Origin of the sequence: Ancylobacter polymorphus, from assembly GCF_030813495.1 — a bacterium.
GTDB lineage: Bacteria > Pseudomonadota > Alphaproteobacteria > Rhizobiales > Xanthobacteraceae > Ancylobacter > Ancylobacter polymorphus.
On sequence record NZ_JAUSUI010000008.1, the window covers coordinates 130,324 to 146,740 of the forward strand.

The 16,417-nt window shown below is 67.2% G+C and carries 16 protein-coding genes; 8 read left to right on the forward strand and 8 right to left on the reverse strand.

Annotated features, from left to right (window positions below):
• Positions 1 to 442 precede the first annotated feature (442 nt).
• Complete coding sequence (locus J2S75_RS18120; RefSeq protein ID WP_307021937.1) at positions 443 to 1,222, forward strand: DeoR/GlpR family DNA-binding transcription regulator; 780 nt, start codon at positions 443 to 445, stop codon at positions 1,220 to 1,222.
• Positions 1,223 to 1,273: 51 nt separating this feature from the next.
• On the opposite strand, the gene J2S75_RS18125 is transcribed toward J2S75_RS18120, so the two are convergent.
• The 7 genes from J2S75_RS18125 to J2S75_RS18155 all read right to left on the reverse strand — a co-directional run bounded on the left by J2S75_RS18125 (position 1,274) and on the right by J2S75_RS18155 (position 9,183).
• A complete protein-coding gene (locus J2S75_RS18125; RefSeq protein WP_307021939.1) occupies positions 1,274 to 1,762 on the reverse strand; it encodes a hypothetical protein in 489 nt (162 codons plus the stop codon).
• A 44-nt stretch (positions 1,763 to 1,806) separates the two neighbouring features.
• Positions 1,807 to 2,607 (reverse strand): polyphosphate kinase 2, encoded by an 801-nt coding sequence (gene ppk2 / locus J2S75_RS18130; protein WP_307021941.1) that lies wholly within the window; start codon positions 2,605 to 2,607, stop codon positions 1,807 to 1,809.
• Positions 2,608 to 2,745: 138 nt separating this feature from the next.
• Positions 2,746 to 4,266, reverse strand: coding sequence for a hypothetical protein (locus tag J2S75_RS18135; protein WP_307021943.1), 1,521 nt, complete (start codon positions 4,264 to 4,266; stop codon positions 2,746 to 2,748).
• A gap of 131 nt (positions 4,267 to 4,397) precedes the next feature.
• The gene (locus tag J2S75_RS18140; protein ID WP_307021946.1) at positions 4,398 to 5,162 is read right to left on the reverse strand and encodes a J domain-containing protein; all 765 of its coding nucleotides are present in this window, start codon (positions 5,160 to 5,162) and stop codon (positions 4,398 to 4,400) included.
• Positions 5,163 to 5,165: 3 nt separating this feature from the next.
• Positions 5,166 to 7,541 carry a GumC family protein gene (locus tag J2S75_RS18145; protein ID WP_307021948.1) on the reverse strand — a complete coding sequence of 792 codons (2,376 nt, stop codon included), beginning with the start codon at positions 7,539 to 7,541 and terminating at the stop codon, positions 5,166 to 5,168.
• Positions 7,542 to 7,589: 48 nt separating this feature from the next.
• A complete protein-coding gene (locus J2S75_RS18150; RefSeq protein WP_307021950.1) occupies positions 7,590 to 8,438 on the reverse strand; it encodes a polysaccharide biosynthesis/export family protein in 849 nt (282 codons plus the stop codon).
• Entirely contained in the window at positions 8,338 to 9,183 is an 846-nt protein-coding gene (locus J2S75_RS18155; protein WP_307021952.1) for a tyrosine-protein phosphatase, read from the reverse strand. The genes J2S75_RS18150 and J2S75_RS18155 overlap by 101 nt, the downstream gene beginning before the upstream one ends.
• Positions 9,184 to 9,589: 406 nt before the next feature.
• Here J2S75_RS18155 and J2S75_RS18160 point away from each other — a divergent pair, with 406 nt between their 5' ends.
• The 3 genes from J2S75_RS18160 (at position 9,590) to J2S75_RS18170 (ending at position 12,243) form a co-directional block, all read left to right on the forward strand.
• Positions 9,590 to 9,994, forward strand: a complete 405-nt coding sequence (locus J2S75_RS18160; RefSeq protein ID WP_307021954.1) for a hypothetical protein — start codon at positions 9,590 to 9,592, stop codon at positions 9,992 to 9,994.
• A gap of 71 nt (positions 9,995 to 10,065) precedes the next feature.
• The gene (locus tag J2S75_RS18165; protein ID WP_307021956.1) at positions 10,066 to 11,547 is read left to right on the forward strand and encodes an O-antigen ligase family protein; all 1,482 of its coding nucleotides are present in this window, start codon (positions 10,066 to 10,068) and stop codon (positions 11,545 to 11,547) included.
• A 114-nt stretch (positions 11,548 to 11,661) separates the two neighbouring features.
• The gene (locus J2S75_RS18170; protein ID WP_307021958.1) at positions 11,662 to 12,243 is read left to right on the forward strand and encodes a sugar transferase; all 582 of its coding nucleotides are present in this window, start codon (positions 11,662 to 11,664) and stop codon (positions 12,241 to 12,243) included.
• On the opposite strand, the gene J2S75_RS18175 is transcribed toward J2S75_RS18170, so the two are convergent.
• Entirely contained in the window at positions 12,230 to 13,144 is a 915-nt protein-coding gene (locus J2S75_RS18175) for an NAD-dependent epimerase/dehydratase family protein (RefSeq protein ID WP_307021960.1), read from the reverse strand. The genes J2S75_RS18170 and J2S75_RS18175 overlap by 14 nt on opposite strands.
• 52 nt (positions 13,145 to 13,196) lie before the next feature.
• Between J2S75_RS18175 and J2S75_RS18180 the strand changes: the two genes are divergently transcribed.
• The 4 genes from J2S75_RS18180 to J2S75_RS18195 are packed head-to-tail and all read left to right on the forward strand — an operon-like array spanning position 13,197 to position 16,411.
• Positions 13,197 to 13,979, forward strand: a complete 783-nt coding sequence (locus J2S75_RS18180; RefSeq protein WP_307021962.1) for a glycosyltransferase — start codon at positions 13,197 to 13,199, stop codon at positions 13,977 to 13,979.
• Positions 13,976 to 14,581, forward strand: coding sequence for a sugar transferase (locus J2S75_RS18185; protein WP_307021964.1), 606 nt, complete (start codon positions 13,976 to 13,978; stop codon positions 14,579 to 14,581). The genes J2S75_RS18180 and J2S75_RS18185 overlap by 4 nt, the downstream gene beginning before the upstream one ends.
• The gene (locus J2S75_RS18190; RefSeq protein ID WP_307021966.1) at positions 14,578 to 15,225 is read left to right on the forward strand and encodes an acetyltransferase; all 648 of its coding nucleotides are present in this window, start codon (positions 14,578 to 14,580) and stop codon (positions 15,223 to 15,225) included. The genes J2S75_RS18185 and J2S75_RS18190 overlap by 4 nt, the downstream gene beginning before the upstream one ends.
• Positions 15,218 to 16,411, forward strand: a complete 1,194-nt coding sequence (locus J2S75_RS18195; protein WP_307021967.1) for a DegT/DnrJ/EryC1/StrS family aminotransferase — start codon at positions 15,218 to 15,220, stop codon at positions 16,409 to 16,411. Before J2S75_RS18190 ends, J2S75_RS18195 begins: the two co-directional genes overlap by 8 nt.
• Positions 16,412 to 16,417: the final 6 nt, after the last annotated feature.

A 16,417-nucleotide genomic window follows, 5' to 3' on the forward strand; every position in this document is an offset into this window, starting at 1 on the left:
ACGCCGCGCCGGCCGGCGCCAGCGCAGGGCGATGCGGGATGCGGCGCTGCCGCCATCGGCCGGGCGCGCGCCCGGCAGGTGCTGCCCGGTTCAATTCAGTCCCCTCGCGCTGCATTGCACTAATGTTGTGCTTGCTTGATTTTTTCGCGCTTGCAATCACTCTAACGTAATAGCGCGCAAAGGGAAGCCCGTTTTTTGACCTAATTGCCCGTTCGGTCGCTGAATTTGTGAACAAGAAGTCCGAACGGTCGGTCGCGGCCCGTATTTGTTGACTAAATCGAGGTTCTGCGCGGAATCCCCTGGAGTGTCGCCCGTTATTCGGTCAAGCTTGGCCGTATTGACCGCCCTCCCGCTCTGGCATAACCGATCCTGAATGCCTCGATGGCCGAACGGGCAGGGGCGGCACGGAGCGGCGCCCGGCGCGGCTCGTTGGGAGACAGGCTTGGCACTTTCCTCGCGCCATCAGGACATCGTCGCTCTGGTCGCCGCCGCGGGCGAATTGACCGTGGAGGCGCTGTCCGACCGCCTCGGCGTCTCGCGCGAGACGGTGCGGCGCGATCTCGCGCGCCTTGAATCCACCGGTCATCTGCGCCGCTATCATGGCGGGGCGCGGGCGCTCGCCGCGCCGGGCGCCGAGCCCGACGAGGAGCGCCCTTTCGCCCAGCGCATGGTGCAGAACGCGGCGGGCAAGAAGCGCATCGCCCTGGCGGCGCGGGAACTGTTCGGCCCGGAGGATTCGCTGTTCATCGACACCGGCAGCACCACCATCGCCTTCGCCGAGGCGCTGGCGACGCGGCCGGCGCTGGTCGCCATCACCAATGCGCCGCGCATCGCCGCGACGCTGGCGGCGACCCATACCCACAAGGTGTTCCTGCTCGGCGGGGCCTATGGCGCCGATGCCGGGGAGAGCCTCGGCCCGCTGGCGCTGGAGCAGATCGGCAAGTTCCGCACCCGCCACGCCGTGCTCACCATCGGCGCCATCGACGCCCATGCGGTGATGGATTTCGACCTGCAGGAGGCCGAGGTGGCGAAGGCGATGATCGAGCGCGCCGACCGCGTCACCGTGCTGGCCGACCACAGCAAGTTCGAGCGCGGCGCGGTGTTCGAGGTCGCGCCGCTGGCGCGCATCGACCGGCTGGTGACCGATGTGCCGCCCTCCGAGGCGATGAGGCGCGCCCTCAACGAGGCCGGGGTGGAACTGATCGTCGCCGACGCGGAATAGGCGGACGACGGGATCCCCCTTCTGTGCGGCCCCTCTGCGGGTGTCGCCACCCTATCGCTTGCCCCAGGTCAGGTACATGCCGACATCGCCGGGCATGTCGTTGGGCCATTCCACGATGAGGGCGGAAAGCCCGTAGCCGGCGCTTTTCAGGTGGTCGCGCCAGATTTCATAGGCCTGGCGCGGGCGTCCGGTCAGCGTGTCCGGCCAGCCCGGCTCGGCATTGTTGATCGCCCGTCCATGGTCGGTGCACAGCGAGTTGGGAAAGCGCATGACCATGATCTCGGTCTCGCCGCGCTCGGCGGCGGCGCGCATCTTCACCAGCAGCGTCTCGGCCAGTTCGTGCAGCTTCTGCGGCGTCAGGTCGATGGGTTCGGCGAGCCGCTTGGCCAGTTCCTCCTTGGCGTGGCGGGCATGGTCCATCGCCTCCACCGCCTCGTTCATCTTCGCCAGCGCGATCTTGTCCATATAGCCGCGCAGATCGGCGGCGGACATGAAGCTCTCATCGCCGAGTTTCTCGTGCGGGCCGGGGATCTCGGTCATTCGTTTCGCTCCTGTGACTGTTGTTGCCGACGGCGGATGGGCGTTCAGAAAACCGCCGGGACGTGGTGGCGTACATCCTCCGGCTCGACATAGCCCTTGGGCTTCTGCCGCTTCGGCAGGGTGATCTTGTCGCGCTTGGGCGCCTCATAGGGCACCTTGGACAGCAAATGGCTGATGACGTTGAGCCGCGTGCGCTTCTTGTCGTCGGACCGCGCCACATACCAGGGCGCCCAGGCGCTGTCGGAAGCGGTGAACATGGCGTCGCGGGCGCGGGAATAATCGTACCAGCGGCCATAGGATTCGAGGTCCATCGGCGAGAGCTTCCAGATCTTGCGCGGGTCGTTGATGCGCTGCTCGATCCGGCGGGTCTGCTCCTCCGGGCTCACTTCCAGCCAGTATTTCAACAGGATCACGCCGGATTCGACGACGACGCGCTCGACGGCGGAAATGGTGTCGAGGAACTTTTCCGCCTCTGCCTCGGTGCAGAAACCCATCACCCGCTCGACGCCGGCGCGGTTGTACCAGGAGCGGTCGAAGATCACGATCTCGCCCGCCGCCGGCAGATGCGGCAGGTAGCGCTGGGCATACATCTGCGATTTCTCGCGCTCGCTCGGCGCCGGCAGGGCGACGACGCGGAACACGCGCGGGCTCACCCGCTCGGTGATGGCCTTGATGACGCCGCCCTTGCCGGCACCGTCGCGGCCCTCGAACAGGATGCAGATCTTGGCGCCGGTCGCCTTGGTCCATTCCTGCAGCGCGACCAGTTCGCCATGCAGGCGCTTGAGTTCGCGCTCATACACCTTGCGGGAGAGAGGGGCGGGCGTTTCGTCGCTCGTTTTGCTCATGGGTCTGTCCCGCACGGATGATGCCCGGCGTCGCCAGAACGGCGCCGGCCCTACGGACATACCCTAGACGCCGCACCGGCCGGGGCTTTGATTTTAGGCAAGGGCAGGCAGGGCGCCCGCGGGTCGGCGGCCCGTGGCTCAGCCGCCGGATGTCGCCGCTTCCACCGGCGTGATCCGCAGCGACTGGAACTGGATTTCGCCGGAGGCGAACTGCTCCGAGGTCGAGCGCGAATCGTGGAACAGCCGCAGCCGCTGGGCATCGCAGCGGCCATTATTGGGAATGGTGATGTCGAAGGCGAACGGCCGCCACACGCGCGGCGCGCCCATCAGCTGGCTCGACTGGCCGGCCACCGGCCCGCCGGGATAGCACAGCACCTGCCAGACCATGCCGCGCTTGGAGGACATCAGCCCTTTCTGCTCGCCGGAGAACTGGTAGCGGCCGGGTCGCAGGAAGGTCACCTGCTCGATCGCCCCCAGCCGGATGCGGCCGACGCCGAAGCGGATGCGCAGCACGCGCCCGTCCACCGTGTCGTTGCGCGCCTGCAGATCGATGAAGGCGTTCATCGGCCGCGGCAGGTTCCAGTTGAAGGGCAGGGCGCTGGGGTCGCGGGCGAAATCGAGATTGTTCACCGGCCGGACCTGCAGCACCTCCTGTGCCGGCAGCATTTGCAGCCAGATATTATAGGCGCCCTCGGCCCGCTTCTCCGCCGCCATCCGCGCCCGCAGCAGCGGGATCAACTCGGCTTCGCTCGGCGGGCTGCCGGCCTCCTTCAGCGCCTGGATCAGCGCCAGCGGCGCGTCCGAGGCGGCGAGCTTCGCCCCCATGCTGCGCAGGAACATCGCGCGCCAGCCGGGGTTTCGCACCAGCGCCGCCACCAGCGCCGCGCGCCCTTCCGGCTCCAGCGCCAGCGAATTGAGGTAGCTCAGCGTGTACTGGTTGAGCGCCGGCCGCGTTTGCAGCAGCACCGCCGCCAGCGCGACCACGCCTTGATAGTCCTTACGCTCGTAATCCTGATGCATCAGCCAGAAGGCGGCCACGGTCTCGCGGCGCGAGCGGGCGACCGCGTCCAGCATCGCCTGGCGGCTGGCGTCGAGATCGTCGGTGGTGTCGCCGAGCAGCCGACGGGCCGAGGGCTCCAGCGGCGCGGCGGCGGCGATGCGGGCGGCGAGATCGCGAAGGCCGGCGCGGATGGCGGGCAGTTCCGCCGCCGCGGGCGGTAGGGCCGGGCCGGCGGCTTCGTCCGGTGCGTCCTCGGCGTCAGTGCGCGCCGGTGCGGCGAGCGAGGCGGCGTGCTCGCGCTCCGCCTGCGCCAGCGCGTCCTCGGCCGGCGGTGCCTCATCAACGGGGGCGGCTTCGCCGTCGCGGTCGGGGTTCTCCTGGGCGATCTTGCCCTTCTGCTCCGCCTGCGCCGCGGCTTGCTGGGCGGCGGCTTCCTGAGCCGCCGCTTCTTCCTGCGCCCGCGTCGTGGCCGCGGCGAGCCGCGCGCGTTCCTGCCGCGCCAGGGCAAGCAAAGCCTGCGGATGGTCGGGATAGAGCCACAGCGCCAGCTGCGGGTGGCGCTCGGCCAGCGCCATCGGCAGCGAGGTGGTGGCGATGAGCACGGCGAGAGCCACGAGCCCGGCGGCGAGTGCCGCGCTGCGCACGGGATGCACCGCCATGGCGAGGCGCGCATTCCGCAGCCAGCCAAAGCGAGGCCATGAAAAGCGGAGCCAGGAAAAGCGTAGCCAATAAAAGCGTAGCGCGGAGGATCGCGGGCGCGGCGAGGGCCGGCGCCGGTGTTTCGGCGTGCTCATCGGCGACCCCAGAGCAGGCCCCAGAGCCGGACCCACAGCGAGGGTTCCTCAAGGCGGTGAACGCTGAGCGGCAGCGGCCGGCGCGAAAGGCCACTGCCCGCGCCGGTGCCGCCGGAACGGGAGCCGTTCGTGCCCGGCCCGCCGCCATTCGGCGCGCGTGTCCCGGCCTTCGACGACCGTGTGGTGCCGGAAGGCACTTTGCTCGCATTGGGCCGTGTGCCGCCCGGCTTGCCACCCCCCGGCACGGCGCCCTTGGTGCGGGCGCCGGTCGACGCCGAGGCGCGGCCCGCGCCGGCACGCGTGCCGGCGCTCGGCGCGGGCGGGCGGCGCAGCTCATAGGCCTCGCGCCGCTCCGGCGTCTTCAGGTCCTCCCAGGCGCGGGAGACGCGGGCGGCGAACACTTCCCGGTCGAGCGGCCCGCTGCGCTGCGCCTGCAGGTCGGGATGCAGCCAGCGCATCAGCAGCGCCATATTGTGCCGCAGCTCCTCATGGGTGGACTGCGGCCCGCCGCCGAGCACGCGGTAGCTGTCGGCGTCGCGGCAGAGCAGCGCCTGTTCGATGAAGAAGCCGGCGGCCTCCTGCAAAGGCTGCCGGGTGAAGCCGCTGCGGCGGCTGGCGGCGGCGAGCGCCTCTTCCTCACCGACGGCGATGGCGAGCAGCCGGCCGACATCCGGCGGCAGCGGCCGGCCGGGAAGGCCGCGGGCCCTCACCGGGTCCTTGAACAAGGCGAGCGCGGCGTCGAGCGCGTCGGGCTCCGCCATGGGTCAGGCCGCTTCGGAATGGTCGGTCTTGGCGTCGCGGCGGCCGAATTTCGGCAGCAGGGCCTTCACGCTGTCGAGCCCGCGCGTGCCGGGGCTGGGGCTGCCGGTGTCGGTGCCCTGCCCATATTCGTACCCATAGCCGTAGCCGTAACCATAGCCATAGCCGTAATGGGCGCTGCGCGTGTCGAACTTGGTCAGCACGACGCCGATGGTGGCGGCGCGGGCGATCTGCAGCCGGCGCAGCGCGTTGCGGGCGATGGCGCGGCGCCCGTCGCCCGAGCCGGTGACGAAGATGGTCGCCTGCGCGGCGGCGCCGAGCAGCTGGGCGTCGGCGATGCTAAGCATGGGCGGGCTGTCGAAGATCAGCAGGTCGTAGATTTCCAGCCCGACCGAGATCAGCGAGAACACATGGGTGCCGCCGAGAATTTCCGCCGCATTGGGCGGCAGTGGGCCGGAGGCGAGGAAATCGAGCGTGTCGAGATCGGTCGCCTGCACCACGTCGTGCAGGGTCGACATGCCGGTGAGGCAGTTGCTCAGCCCCACCGAATTGTCATAGCCGAGCTTGCTGTGCACCGAGGGGCGGCGCAGATCGGCGTCGATCAGCAGCACGCGCTTGCCCGTGATGGCATAGTGGCGGGCGAGCGCGATGGCGGTGCTCGACTTGCCTTCCGCCGCGCCGGCGCTGGTGACGACCAGTGTGCGCGGCAGGCCGGTCTCGGTGGCGAATTGCAGCGAGGTCGCCAGCGAACGGTAGGCCTCGGCGATGGCCGAGCGTGGATCGCTCAGTTCGGCGACGATGCCATTGGGGAATTCGGCGCGCGGCACGATGCCGAGGATCGGCAGGCCGGTCGCCTTCTCCGCGTCTTCCGGGGTGCGGATGCGGTCGTCGAGCAGTTCGATCAGGCAGGCCGCGCCGAAGCCGCCGATGAGGCCGAGCATCAGCCCGCCGGCCAGCAGAAGCATCGTGCGCGGGTGCGAGGGGCCGCCCGGCGGCAGGGCGCGGTCGACGATGAAGACGTTGTTGGTGCCGACGCCGCTGGCGACATCGACTTCCTTATAGCGTTGCAGCAGGTCGTTATAGAGGTTGCGGCTGGAATCGACCTCGCGCTGGAGAATGCCGTAGCGCACGCTCTTCTTCTGCAGGTCGAGCACCTCGCCGCGCAGTTCCTCGATCCGCTGGCGCATCTGCGCTTCCTGATTGGCGGAGGACTCGTAGGCGGCTTTCAGCGACCCACGGATGGCGGCGACTTCGGCGGCGAGCTGGCGGTCGATCTCGGCGATCTTGTTGGAGATCTCGACCATGGCGGGGTAGCCGGGCTTGAAGGTCTCCAGCCCCTCTTCGTATTGCCGCCGCAGCTCGTTGCGCTGGGTGCGCAGCCCGTCAATGACGTTGTTGGTCAAGAGCTGCGGCAGGTTGATGCCGGTGGCGGCGTCCACCTGTTTCCAGTTCTCCTCGTCACGGATCCGGGTGGAGATGAGCTGGCCGAGCGCGGCATTGGCGGCGGCGAGATTGTTCTCGGCGATCGACACCTTGTCATTGGTCTGGACCATGTTCTCGCTCTCCGAGAAGGCGATCACCGCCCGCTCGGACTCCTCAAGTCGCAACTTCAGCTGCTTGATCTGGTCTTCGAGGAACACCTTGGCGTAGGAACTGGCCTCGAAACGCTTGTCGAGATTGGAGGCGATATAGGCGTCGGCATAGGCATTGGCGATCGACGCCGCGCGGGTCGGCGATTCATCGGTGTAGCTGATGTCGACAAGGCGCGAGGAGGGCACCGGCCGGATGCTGACATCGCCCTTCACCCGGTTGACGCTGCGTCGGACCGCGCGCTCCTGCGCCACGGCCGGGTCGGCAGGCTCGGAGGGGCCGGAAAACAGCCCGAGAATACTGCCGATCAGTCCCGGCGAGGAGGCGGCGAAATCGGGATTTTGATCGAGGCCGAGCGCCGCCACCACCCGCTCGGACATGGCGCGGCTCTTCAAGATCTCATATTGCGTCTTCTGGAATTCGGTGCCGCCGCGTTCGGTGGGCGAAATGGTGCCCCCGTCGACGATCTTGCTCGCCTCGCTATCGATCTGGATGCGGACATTGGCCGTGTAGAGCGGGGTGGCGAGGAAGCTGTAGACAAGTGCGATGACCACGCAGGCGCCGGCGCTGCTGAGGATCAGCGTGCGCCATTTCAGCGCAATGCCGATGACGTAATAGATCGCGGCGGCGATTTCGGACTCGTGCTGCGTTTCCGGCCCGGCATAGGCGGCGGCGCCGTAGCCATAGCCGTAGCTGTCTCGCGCGGCGGGGAGATTCCGGTTCTCCTGCACAACCGGAAGGTTGCGATCGCCCGCGCCCGGCCGTCCGCTCTCCAACCCCTCACCCATCATCCGTTTATGCTTCCCTTGAGGCGCATCCCGCTGCTCGCTCTGGTTGGGCTACAACAGCATAAACGCATTGAACAGCGGCACAGACTGGAAAATGTAGCGCATGCCGATCTTAAGGTCGGAACTGGGGATGGTGACGATGTCGCCCGCCTGAAGGTCTGGGTCGCTGGCCTTCTGCGAGCGCAGATCGGCGACGCTGAACTTGGCCACCGCTGTCTTGCCGTCAACGCGGCGGAACACCAGGATCGTGCCTTCCGCCACTTCCTGCATGCCGCCGGCCATGGCGATGGATTGCAGCAGCGACATCGGCCCCTGCATGGGGAACACGCCCGGCTTGTTCACCGCTCCGTCCACCGTGATGCGGTGGCTGTTATATTCCTTCACCAGCACCGTCACCTGCGGGTTGCGCAGGTAATTGCTGCCCAGCTTGGCGGCGAGGTCCTTCTCGATTTCGCTTACCGTGCGGCCGGCCGCCTGGATATCGCCCACCAGCGGGAAAGCGAAGCTGCCGCTTTCCGACACCTGCACCGTCTTGGTCAGGTCCTCAACCTTAAATACCGTGATGTTCAGCACGTCGAGCGGGCCGACGCGGTAACCGTCCGAGCCGGGCGTGCTGACGGCGGTCAAGGCACTCACCGCTGCCGCCTCGCCCGCCGGCAGGCTCGCCGGCTGTGCGGCCACCGGGGTGCTCGCGGTCGCGGGCGTCGTCGCCGGACGCGTTGCCGCAGCGCTCGCGCGGGTCGCGGGCGTCGCCTCGGCCGAATCCGTATAGTTCGCCGCCGAGGCGGAGGGCGAAGGATTATCGCCCGACGAGGCGACGCAGCCGGCCAAGAAGACCGCCGCCATCATCAGCGCCGCGATGCGTGCGGAAATCGTCGCTCTCGTTCCGCCCAGCGTCATTGAACCCCACCCCTGTCGACGCACACTCGGCCGGCGCCCTGTCCAAAACGATATCGCGCGGGCATTGCACCGCCAGCCGCGTGGCTTCCGCCGTCCCTACCAGCACTTCGGCCGCCCGACGGCCTTCCGCAAGGTCCGGCGGACGCTTCACCGTATCATGCGCGTCGCTGGCGAGGATATGCGCCTTTCCCTCGCTGACCATCTTCTCCGCCCAGTATTTGGGCCGACGCCCGAAACGGCCGGTGAGCGAACCGGAGGTAATCTGCATCCACACACCGCGCGCGGTCATGCGTTCGATCAGATCGTACTTCTCCTCGATCCACTTCAACCGCTCCGGGTGGGTCACGATAGGCACATAATTCGCCAAAAGAATGGTAAAGACCAAGTCGTCCAGCCGCGCGGGGGCGACATTGTGCGGCGGTTCCACCAGCACATAGCGGGTATCTCCCAGCGTCAGCAGCCGTCCGCGGCCGATCTCGCCGGCGAAATCCGGCACGATGTGGTTGTCGGCGCCGGGAATAAGGATGAGCGGCACGCCGGCCTCGTCGAGCACGCGCTGAAGATCGTCCACCGCCTGGCGGATGGCCGGGCCCTCATTGTGATAGACGCCGGGCAGGATGTGCGGTGTGCAGGCGACGATCTCCACCCCCTGGGCGACATGCAGTCGCGCCATTTCGAGCGAGACGGCGTAATCGGCCGCGCCGTCGTCGATGCCGGGCAGAATATGGTTATGCAGGTCGATCATGGGGCCCATCTGTGCATGCGGCCAGCCGGAGCGTCCTTGCGGGCGGTCAATCGGCCGCACCCCGCGAGCCATGCCAACGGCCGGCGCCACCCTGCCACAGCTGTGCAGATAAGGCGGGGGAAGGCTTTCAGCAAGGAGCGCGGACGTGCCGCCGGGCCGCTGGCGCCGACCGCCTTGCGTCGACCCTGGTTTTGCCCACAGGGGGCGGCAGCGGCGAAGGTCGGGCGAAAGTCCTGGATGCGTAGGGAAATCTCGGCATTCCTTGCGCGAGGAAGCGGGATAAGAGACGGTCTGGAAACCACGTCTTTCCTGCGGTTTTGATTTCGGGGAGCAAACCCAGTAACATCAGGTAAGGTTCGCGGGCCAGTGGTTACGTTTCGTAAGGCGGGGCAAAATGAAGCGTTGTGTGGCGTATGCGTCGGTGGCGGGTCTCCTCTCGCTGGGCATGATCGGTTCGGCGGCGGCGGATGCCTGCCAGACCACGGGCACGCTCGCCGAGGCGGTGGGTACGGTTCTGGTCGACAAGGGCCAGGGCTTCACCCCGGGTGTCGTCGGTGCCTCGCTCAAGGGCGGCGACAAGGTGGCGGTGCAGGGCCCCGGCAGCGCCGTGGTCGATTTCGGCAATGACCGCACCGTGACCGTGCCGTCTTCCACGACCGAGACGCTGCGCGTCCCCGGCTGCGGCGTGGCGCTGGACAATTCGACCGGGCTGGTGATCGGCACCGTCGCGGTCGGCGGCGGCATCGCGGCAGCGATTGCCCTCTCCAACAATGACAGTAAGAATGGGATCATCTTCCCGGTCAGCCCCTGATCAGGTGGCGTGACCCAGGCGCGTGAAAGAGGCAATTGGCCCTGTTTCTGAAGCCACATGGCGACGGGGGGGTGGCGTGTGGCGCGTCGGTCCTCCTGCTGTTCGCGAATATCGTGCTCGGCGGGGCCACGCGCACGGGCTATCTCGCCGACGTGTTGCTGCAGTTCCTTTCACTCCCCTTTCTCGCCCTGGCGGCGTGGCTCTGGCTTGATCGCCTGACGGTGTCCCCCGGCCGCCTGCGGTTCACCCTCGGACTCGCCTGCGGCGCCGCGATCGCGGTGGTCGGCGTGCTCATCGCGTTGGCGCAGGTCTTTCCGCTGTTCGGCGCGCCGGGCTGGGGAGGCATCTCCGCCCGCCTTCTCGCCGCCGGCGGGCAGGGGCTGGAAGGCGTCGCCTGGACCGGCAGTTCCTCCGTCGACCCGGCGGCGAGCCTCGCCGCGCTCCCCGCCGTGCTGCCGCCGCTGGCGCTGTTTCTTCTGGTCGCCCTGCTCGACGAGGACAGCCGCCTGCGCTTTTCCGGCTGGGCGTTGGTCTTCGGCTTCCTGGCGCTGTTCCTCGGCGTTCTGCAGGTGATGCAGGGCCCGGCCAGCGCGCTGCGCTTCTTCGAGATCAGCAACCGTTCGGAATCGGTGGGCTTCTTCGCCAACCGCAACCATTTCGCCGCGCAGCTCTATGTGACCTTCCTCATCGGCGTCGCCTGGTTGGTCGGCCGTGGCGACGGTGTGCTGGGGGATCGGGGCCCGAGCACGCCCAAGGTGATCTGGCTCGCCGGTGCCTTCTGTCTCGGCCTGCTCATCATGGCCGGCATTGCTCTCGCCCGTTCGCGCGCGGGTATATTGCTGCTGCTGCTGGGGCTGGCGGGCGTGGTGGTGATGGCGCCGCTGATCCTCTCTGTTCTGCGCGGGCGCGCCGCCGCCCCCCGGCGGGTGCGCAGCCTCGTGCTCGCCGTGCTGGTGGGGCTGGCGCTGCTGGTCGGCCAACTCGGCGCCGACCGCTTTCTCGGCCGTTTCGGCGGCGGCCTCGTGGACCAGATACGCGCGACCCTCACCGAGACCACGCTGCAGGCCGCGCTGGAAGCTCTGCCCTTCGGCACCGGGCTCGGCACCTTCACCGCCGTGTTCCCGGTCTATGAAGGCGCGGCGACGCTGGGCCCGCAATATATCAACCGCGCCCATGACGACTGGGTGGAGTTCTTTCTGGAGACCGGCCTCGCGGGCGGGCTGCTGGCGCTGCTGTTCCTCGTCTGGTTCGGCGCGCGCGTGTACCGTCTATGGATCGCTCCGGATGAAAGGGGTGCGACGCGGCTGCTGGTGCTGCAGCAATGCGCCTCGCTGGCGGTGCTGCTGCTGATGCTGCATTCCTTCGTCGATTATCCCCTGCGCACCGCCGCCATGCTGGCCTATTTCGCCGTCTGCTGCGCGCTGATGACGCCGGCCGCGGCGCTGGCGCGGGTCACGCGGCAGGCGCGTGACCCCGTCACTCCCGCCGCCCCCACGCGCGCCGTTCCAACGCGCCGGCCGATGCGGTCCCCCGGCGCGGGAGCACGGGCATGATGAAGCGGACCGCGCCTTGGAGCTATGCAGCGCCGGATCGCGCGGGGCCCCCGTCCGCCCGCCGTGCGGGGGGCTTCTGCCGGGTGCTTCCCCCCGACCAAACGGTTGCCGCGCATGTCTGATTTCTACGTCAAGGGGGGCAAGCGCCTGCTCGACGTGACGCTGGCGCTGGCGCTGGCCGTGCCGGCGGGTCTCGTCTGTCTTGGCTGCATGCTTGCCATCCGGCTGGAAAGTCCCGGCCCCGCGCTGTTCCGGCAGAGGCGGGTAGGGCGAAATCGCCGTCCGTTCGTCCTGTACAAGCTGCGAACCATGGCGACCGATACCGGCAACCACCCCAGCCACGAGGTGCCGCCGGCGGCGATCACTCGCCTCGGCGCACTCCTGCGCAGGACCAAAGTCGACGAACTGCCGCAACTGCTGAACGTCTTGCGCGGTGACATGAGCTTTGTCGGGCCGCGCCCCTGCCTGCCGAGCCAGGAGGTGCTGATTTCCGAGCGCGCCCGGCGTGGCGTCTATGACGTGCGGCCGGGCATTACCGGCCCGGCGCAGATTGCTGGCATCGACATGTCAACGCCGGTGGAACTGGCGCAAGCGGATGCCGTTTATCTCATGGAGATCGCGCTAGCGTCGGATCTCGGCTATCTCGTCAAAACCGCCCGGGGCGGCGGCCGTGGCGATGCGGCTAGGCGTTGCTAATGCCCTTGGCGAGAAAGGAAAGGCTTTGCGGCATCTGCTCGACGGGACGCCAGTCAAAGGCGGCGGTGAGGTGATGCAAGGGGGGCATCTCCAACCCGTCTATGACCCCGGCCACCAGTTCCTGCCGGCCTGTGACCGTGCCAATCGCGCGCAGAAGCGCTGGCGGCACTGGAATCAAAAGTGGCGAGCGGTTGAGGGTGCCTCCTATCATCTTGGCCAGGTCGCGTGTGGAGACAGCCTGCCCGTCCCAAGGCTCGAAAACGCGGCCGGCGGCGGCATTCCAGCGCTCGGGTCCCGCCAAGGCGATGGCACGGAACAAAGAGACAAGATTGGTGCGAGAGAGGTAGGCGCGAGGTGCGCGCGCCCCACCGAGCGGCAGCGGAATCGGCTTTGGCGAAAGACGCGCCAGCGCCGCGAAGCCGCCCTTGCAGCCGGGGCCATAGACCGGCGGCAGCCGCAGGATTACGGTCTTGAGGTCGCCGGCGGCAAGAAACCGCTGTTCAATGGCCTGCTTGGCCGCACCGTAGGAGCCCCGGCCCTCGCGTGCATACACGCTGCTGGCGAGGATGATCCCCTCAATGCCCGTTGCGCGGGCGGCGGCAATGATGGCGTCCGCGTTGCGCAGGCCGCCTTGTGCGTCTCGTGCAGCCAGACGCGAGGGGGCGTCGGCGAGATGCAGGATGAACTTCGAATCCGAGAAGGCGCTTTCAAGAGCGGCGCGGTCGGCATAGGAGGGAACGGTGGCCCACTCGGTCGCTGGCAGCACCCAGTCGGGGCGAGGATGGCGCGAGACGGCACGGTACTGAAGGGCATTACCCGGTGGTTCGGTCAGCAGGCCGCGTGCGATAAATCCTGTGGCTCCTGCTATCGCGAGCCTTATCTTCTCGTTTCCGCGCGTCATGGTTCTCACGATTCTCGCCGAATGCTAGACAATAGGTGAATTCTCGATTCTTATGAAAATAGCTTTCATATCCCAGTATTTTTTCCCTGAGCAGTTCTCAAATACCGCGATCGCTCGCGATCTTATCGCGCGCGGTCATGATGTCCACGTTTTTACATGCGTACCGAACTATCCTGCGGGTGTGTTTTTTGAAGGGTATTCAAATGCCTCACGCCGTGAGGAAAACTGGGAGGGCATACGTATCAGTCGAGTCTATACCTTCCCTCATGGAAAGACGGCGGCGGCGCTCCTGCTGAACTATCTCGTCTTTCCCTTGGCGGCGAGCTGGACATTGTCCAGACGGCTCGCGCCAACGGCGGATGTATCCTTCGTGTCGATGCCCTCACCGTTACTACAGGCTTTCGCCGGACTGTTTCTGCGCTGGCAGACGGGCACGCAATATATCAACCGCGCCGATGACGACTGGGTGGAGTTCTTTCTGGAGACCGGCCTCGCGGGCGGGCTGCTGGCGCTGCTGTTCCTCGTCTGGTTCGGCGCGCGCGTGTGCCGGCTGTGGATCGCTCCGGATGAAAGGGGGGCGACGCGGCTGCTGGTGCTGCAGCAATGCGCCTCGCTGGCGGTGCTGCTGCTGATGCTGCATTCCTTCGTTGATTATCCCCTGCGCACCGCCGCCATGCTGTCCTATTTCGCCGCCTGCTGCGCGCTGATGACGCCGGCCGCGGCGCTGGCGCGGGTCACGCGGCAGGCGTGCACGCCCGGTCCTTTCGTCACGCCCGCGCGCGCCGCGCCGGCGCGCCGACCGATGCGGTCCCCCGGCGCGGGAGCACGGACATGATCAAGCGGGCGTTCGACATTGTCGTCGCGACATTCTTGCTCGTCGTTCTGGCGCCGGTTCTTGTCGTTCTTGTGTGTCTCGTCCGTGCCCGGCTAGGCACGCCGGTGCTCTTTCGGCAGACGCGGCCCGGCTTGCACGGGCGGCCGTTCGAGATCATCAAATTCCGCACCATGGCGGATGCGCGCGACAGCGACGGGCGATTGCGGCCCGACGGCGAGCGCCTGACCCGCTTCGGTCGCTTTCTGCGCGCCTCCAGCCTTGATGAGCTCCCCGAGCTTTGGAACGTGCTCAAGGGCGAGATGAGCCTTGTCGGGCCGCGCCCCTTGCTGACGGAATATCTGCCGCTCTATTCACCGGAACAGGCTCGCCGCCACGAGGTGCGCCCGGGCATCACCGGCTGGGCGCAGGTGAACGGGCGCAACGCGATTTCATGGGACGAGAAATTTGCCATGGACGTCTGGTACGTCGATAATCGCAGCTTCGCGCTTGATATTCGGATCATCGCCCTCACTGTGATCAAAGTTCTCAAGCGTGATGGGATTAGCGGCGACGGGGTTGCTACCGCTACCGAGTTTAAACCGACTGACGGTCAGCCCACATGAACGCGGCACTCCTTATACTTGGCTGCGGCGGGCATGGGCGTGTGGTCGCCGATACCGCGGTGGAGGCGGGTTACAAGAAGGTCGCCTTCCTCGATGACAATCCGCCGCGTGAGGAGCGCCGGCTTGCCTTCCCTGTTCTCGGAGCTCTGTCGCTTCTGCCAGGCCTTGCCGGTGAGTGGCCTTGCGCCATCGCCGCACTGGGCGATGGCGCGCGACGGTTGGCGTTGTTCGAACAACTCCGTCAGTCGCGGTTTTCAACGCCGACCCTCATCCATCCCTCCGCCATCATCAGCCGGGGCGCGACGATCGGCGAAGGCGTGTTTGTGGCAGCGGGCGCCATTATCAACTCGGGAGCCCGTATCGCGGAGGCGGCCATCATCAATACCGGCGCGCGGATCGACCATGATTGCGACATTGGGACGGCCACGCACATTGCGCCGGGCGCGACTCTCTCGGGCAGGGTGACCGTCGGTGCCGGTTCCTGGATCGGGACCGGCGCGTCCGTTCGCCAGAATATTCGCATCGGTGATGGGGTCACGATCGGCGTCGGCGCTGCCGTCGTGTCGGATCTTCTGGAAGCTGGCACTTATGCCGGCGTGCCGGCCCGTCGTCTTCCGCGCCGTCAAGAGGTGGGATTTGCTTAACACCGGCTTCTCCCCCTGGCCCAGCGTTACGCCTGAGGAAATGGCGGCGGTGCAGCGGGTCCTTGCCTCCAACCGGGTGAACTACTGGACCGGAGAGGAAGCCCGGCTTTTTGAGCAGGAGTTCGCCGCCTGGGTCGGCACCCGCCACGCCATCGCTCTCGCAAACGGCACGCTGGCGCTCGATCTCGCCCTGCGCGGCCTCGGAATTGGGCCCGGCGACGAGGTTGTCGTCACCCCGCGTACCTTCATCGCTTCGGTATCTTGCGTGGTGAATGCCGGGGCGACGCCGGTCTTCGCCGAGGTCGACCGCGACAGCGGCAACTTGACCGCCGACACCATCGCCGCAGTGCTCACTCCGCGCACCCGCGCCGTCGTGTTGGTGCATCTGGCTGGGTGGCCCTGCGATATGGATCCGATCATGGAGCTGTCGGCGCGCCATGGCTTCAAAGTGATCGAGGATTGCGCCCAGGCCCATGGCGCCCGCTATCGCGGGCGCAGCGTCGGCTCCATCGGCCATGTCGGCGCCTGGTCCTTCTGCCAGGACAAGATCATGACCACCGGCGGCGAAGGCGGCATGGTCACCACTGACGATGAGGAACTCTGGTCGCGCATGTGGGCTTACAAGGACCACGGCAAGAGCTGGGACGCGGTGTATAACCGCCAGCACCCGCCGGGTTTCCGCTGGCTGCACGAGAGCTTCGGCACCAATTGGCGCATGCTCGAAATGCAGGCGGCGATCGGGCGGGTGCAACTTCGCCATATTGACACGTGGGTGGCCACGCGCCGCGCCCATGCGCGTATCCTCACCGACGCGCTGGGGCCCTTTGCCGGGCAGGGCCTGCGCCTGCCGGATTCCGACTCGTCCGGAAAGCTAGGAGATGTTCACGCTCACTACAAACTTTACGTTTACGTGGAACCTAGTAGGTTGCATCGGGAGTGGTCGCGCGACCGCATTATTTCGGAAATAAACGCTCTTGGCGTTCCATGTTACCACGGAAGCTGTTCTGAAGTTTATCTGGAGCGCGCATTCGAGGGTACTGGCTGGCGGCCGTCTCAGAGATTTACGGTGGCACGAGAGCTGGGGGATACGAGCATACTGTTTCTTGTGCACCCGACCTTGACCGACGATGAAATCAAGCGCACGGCAGACGCGGCCGCAGAGGTGATGGCGCGGGCTTTCGGGTAGAAGTGA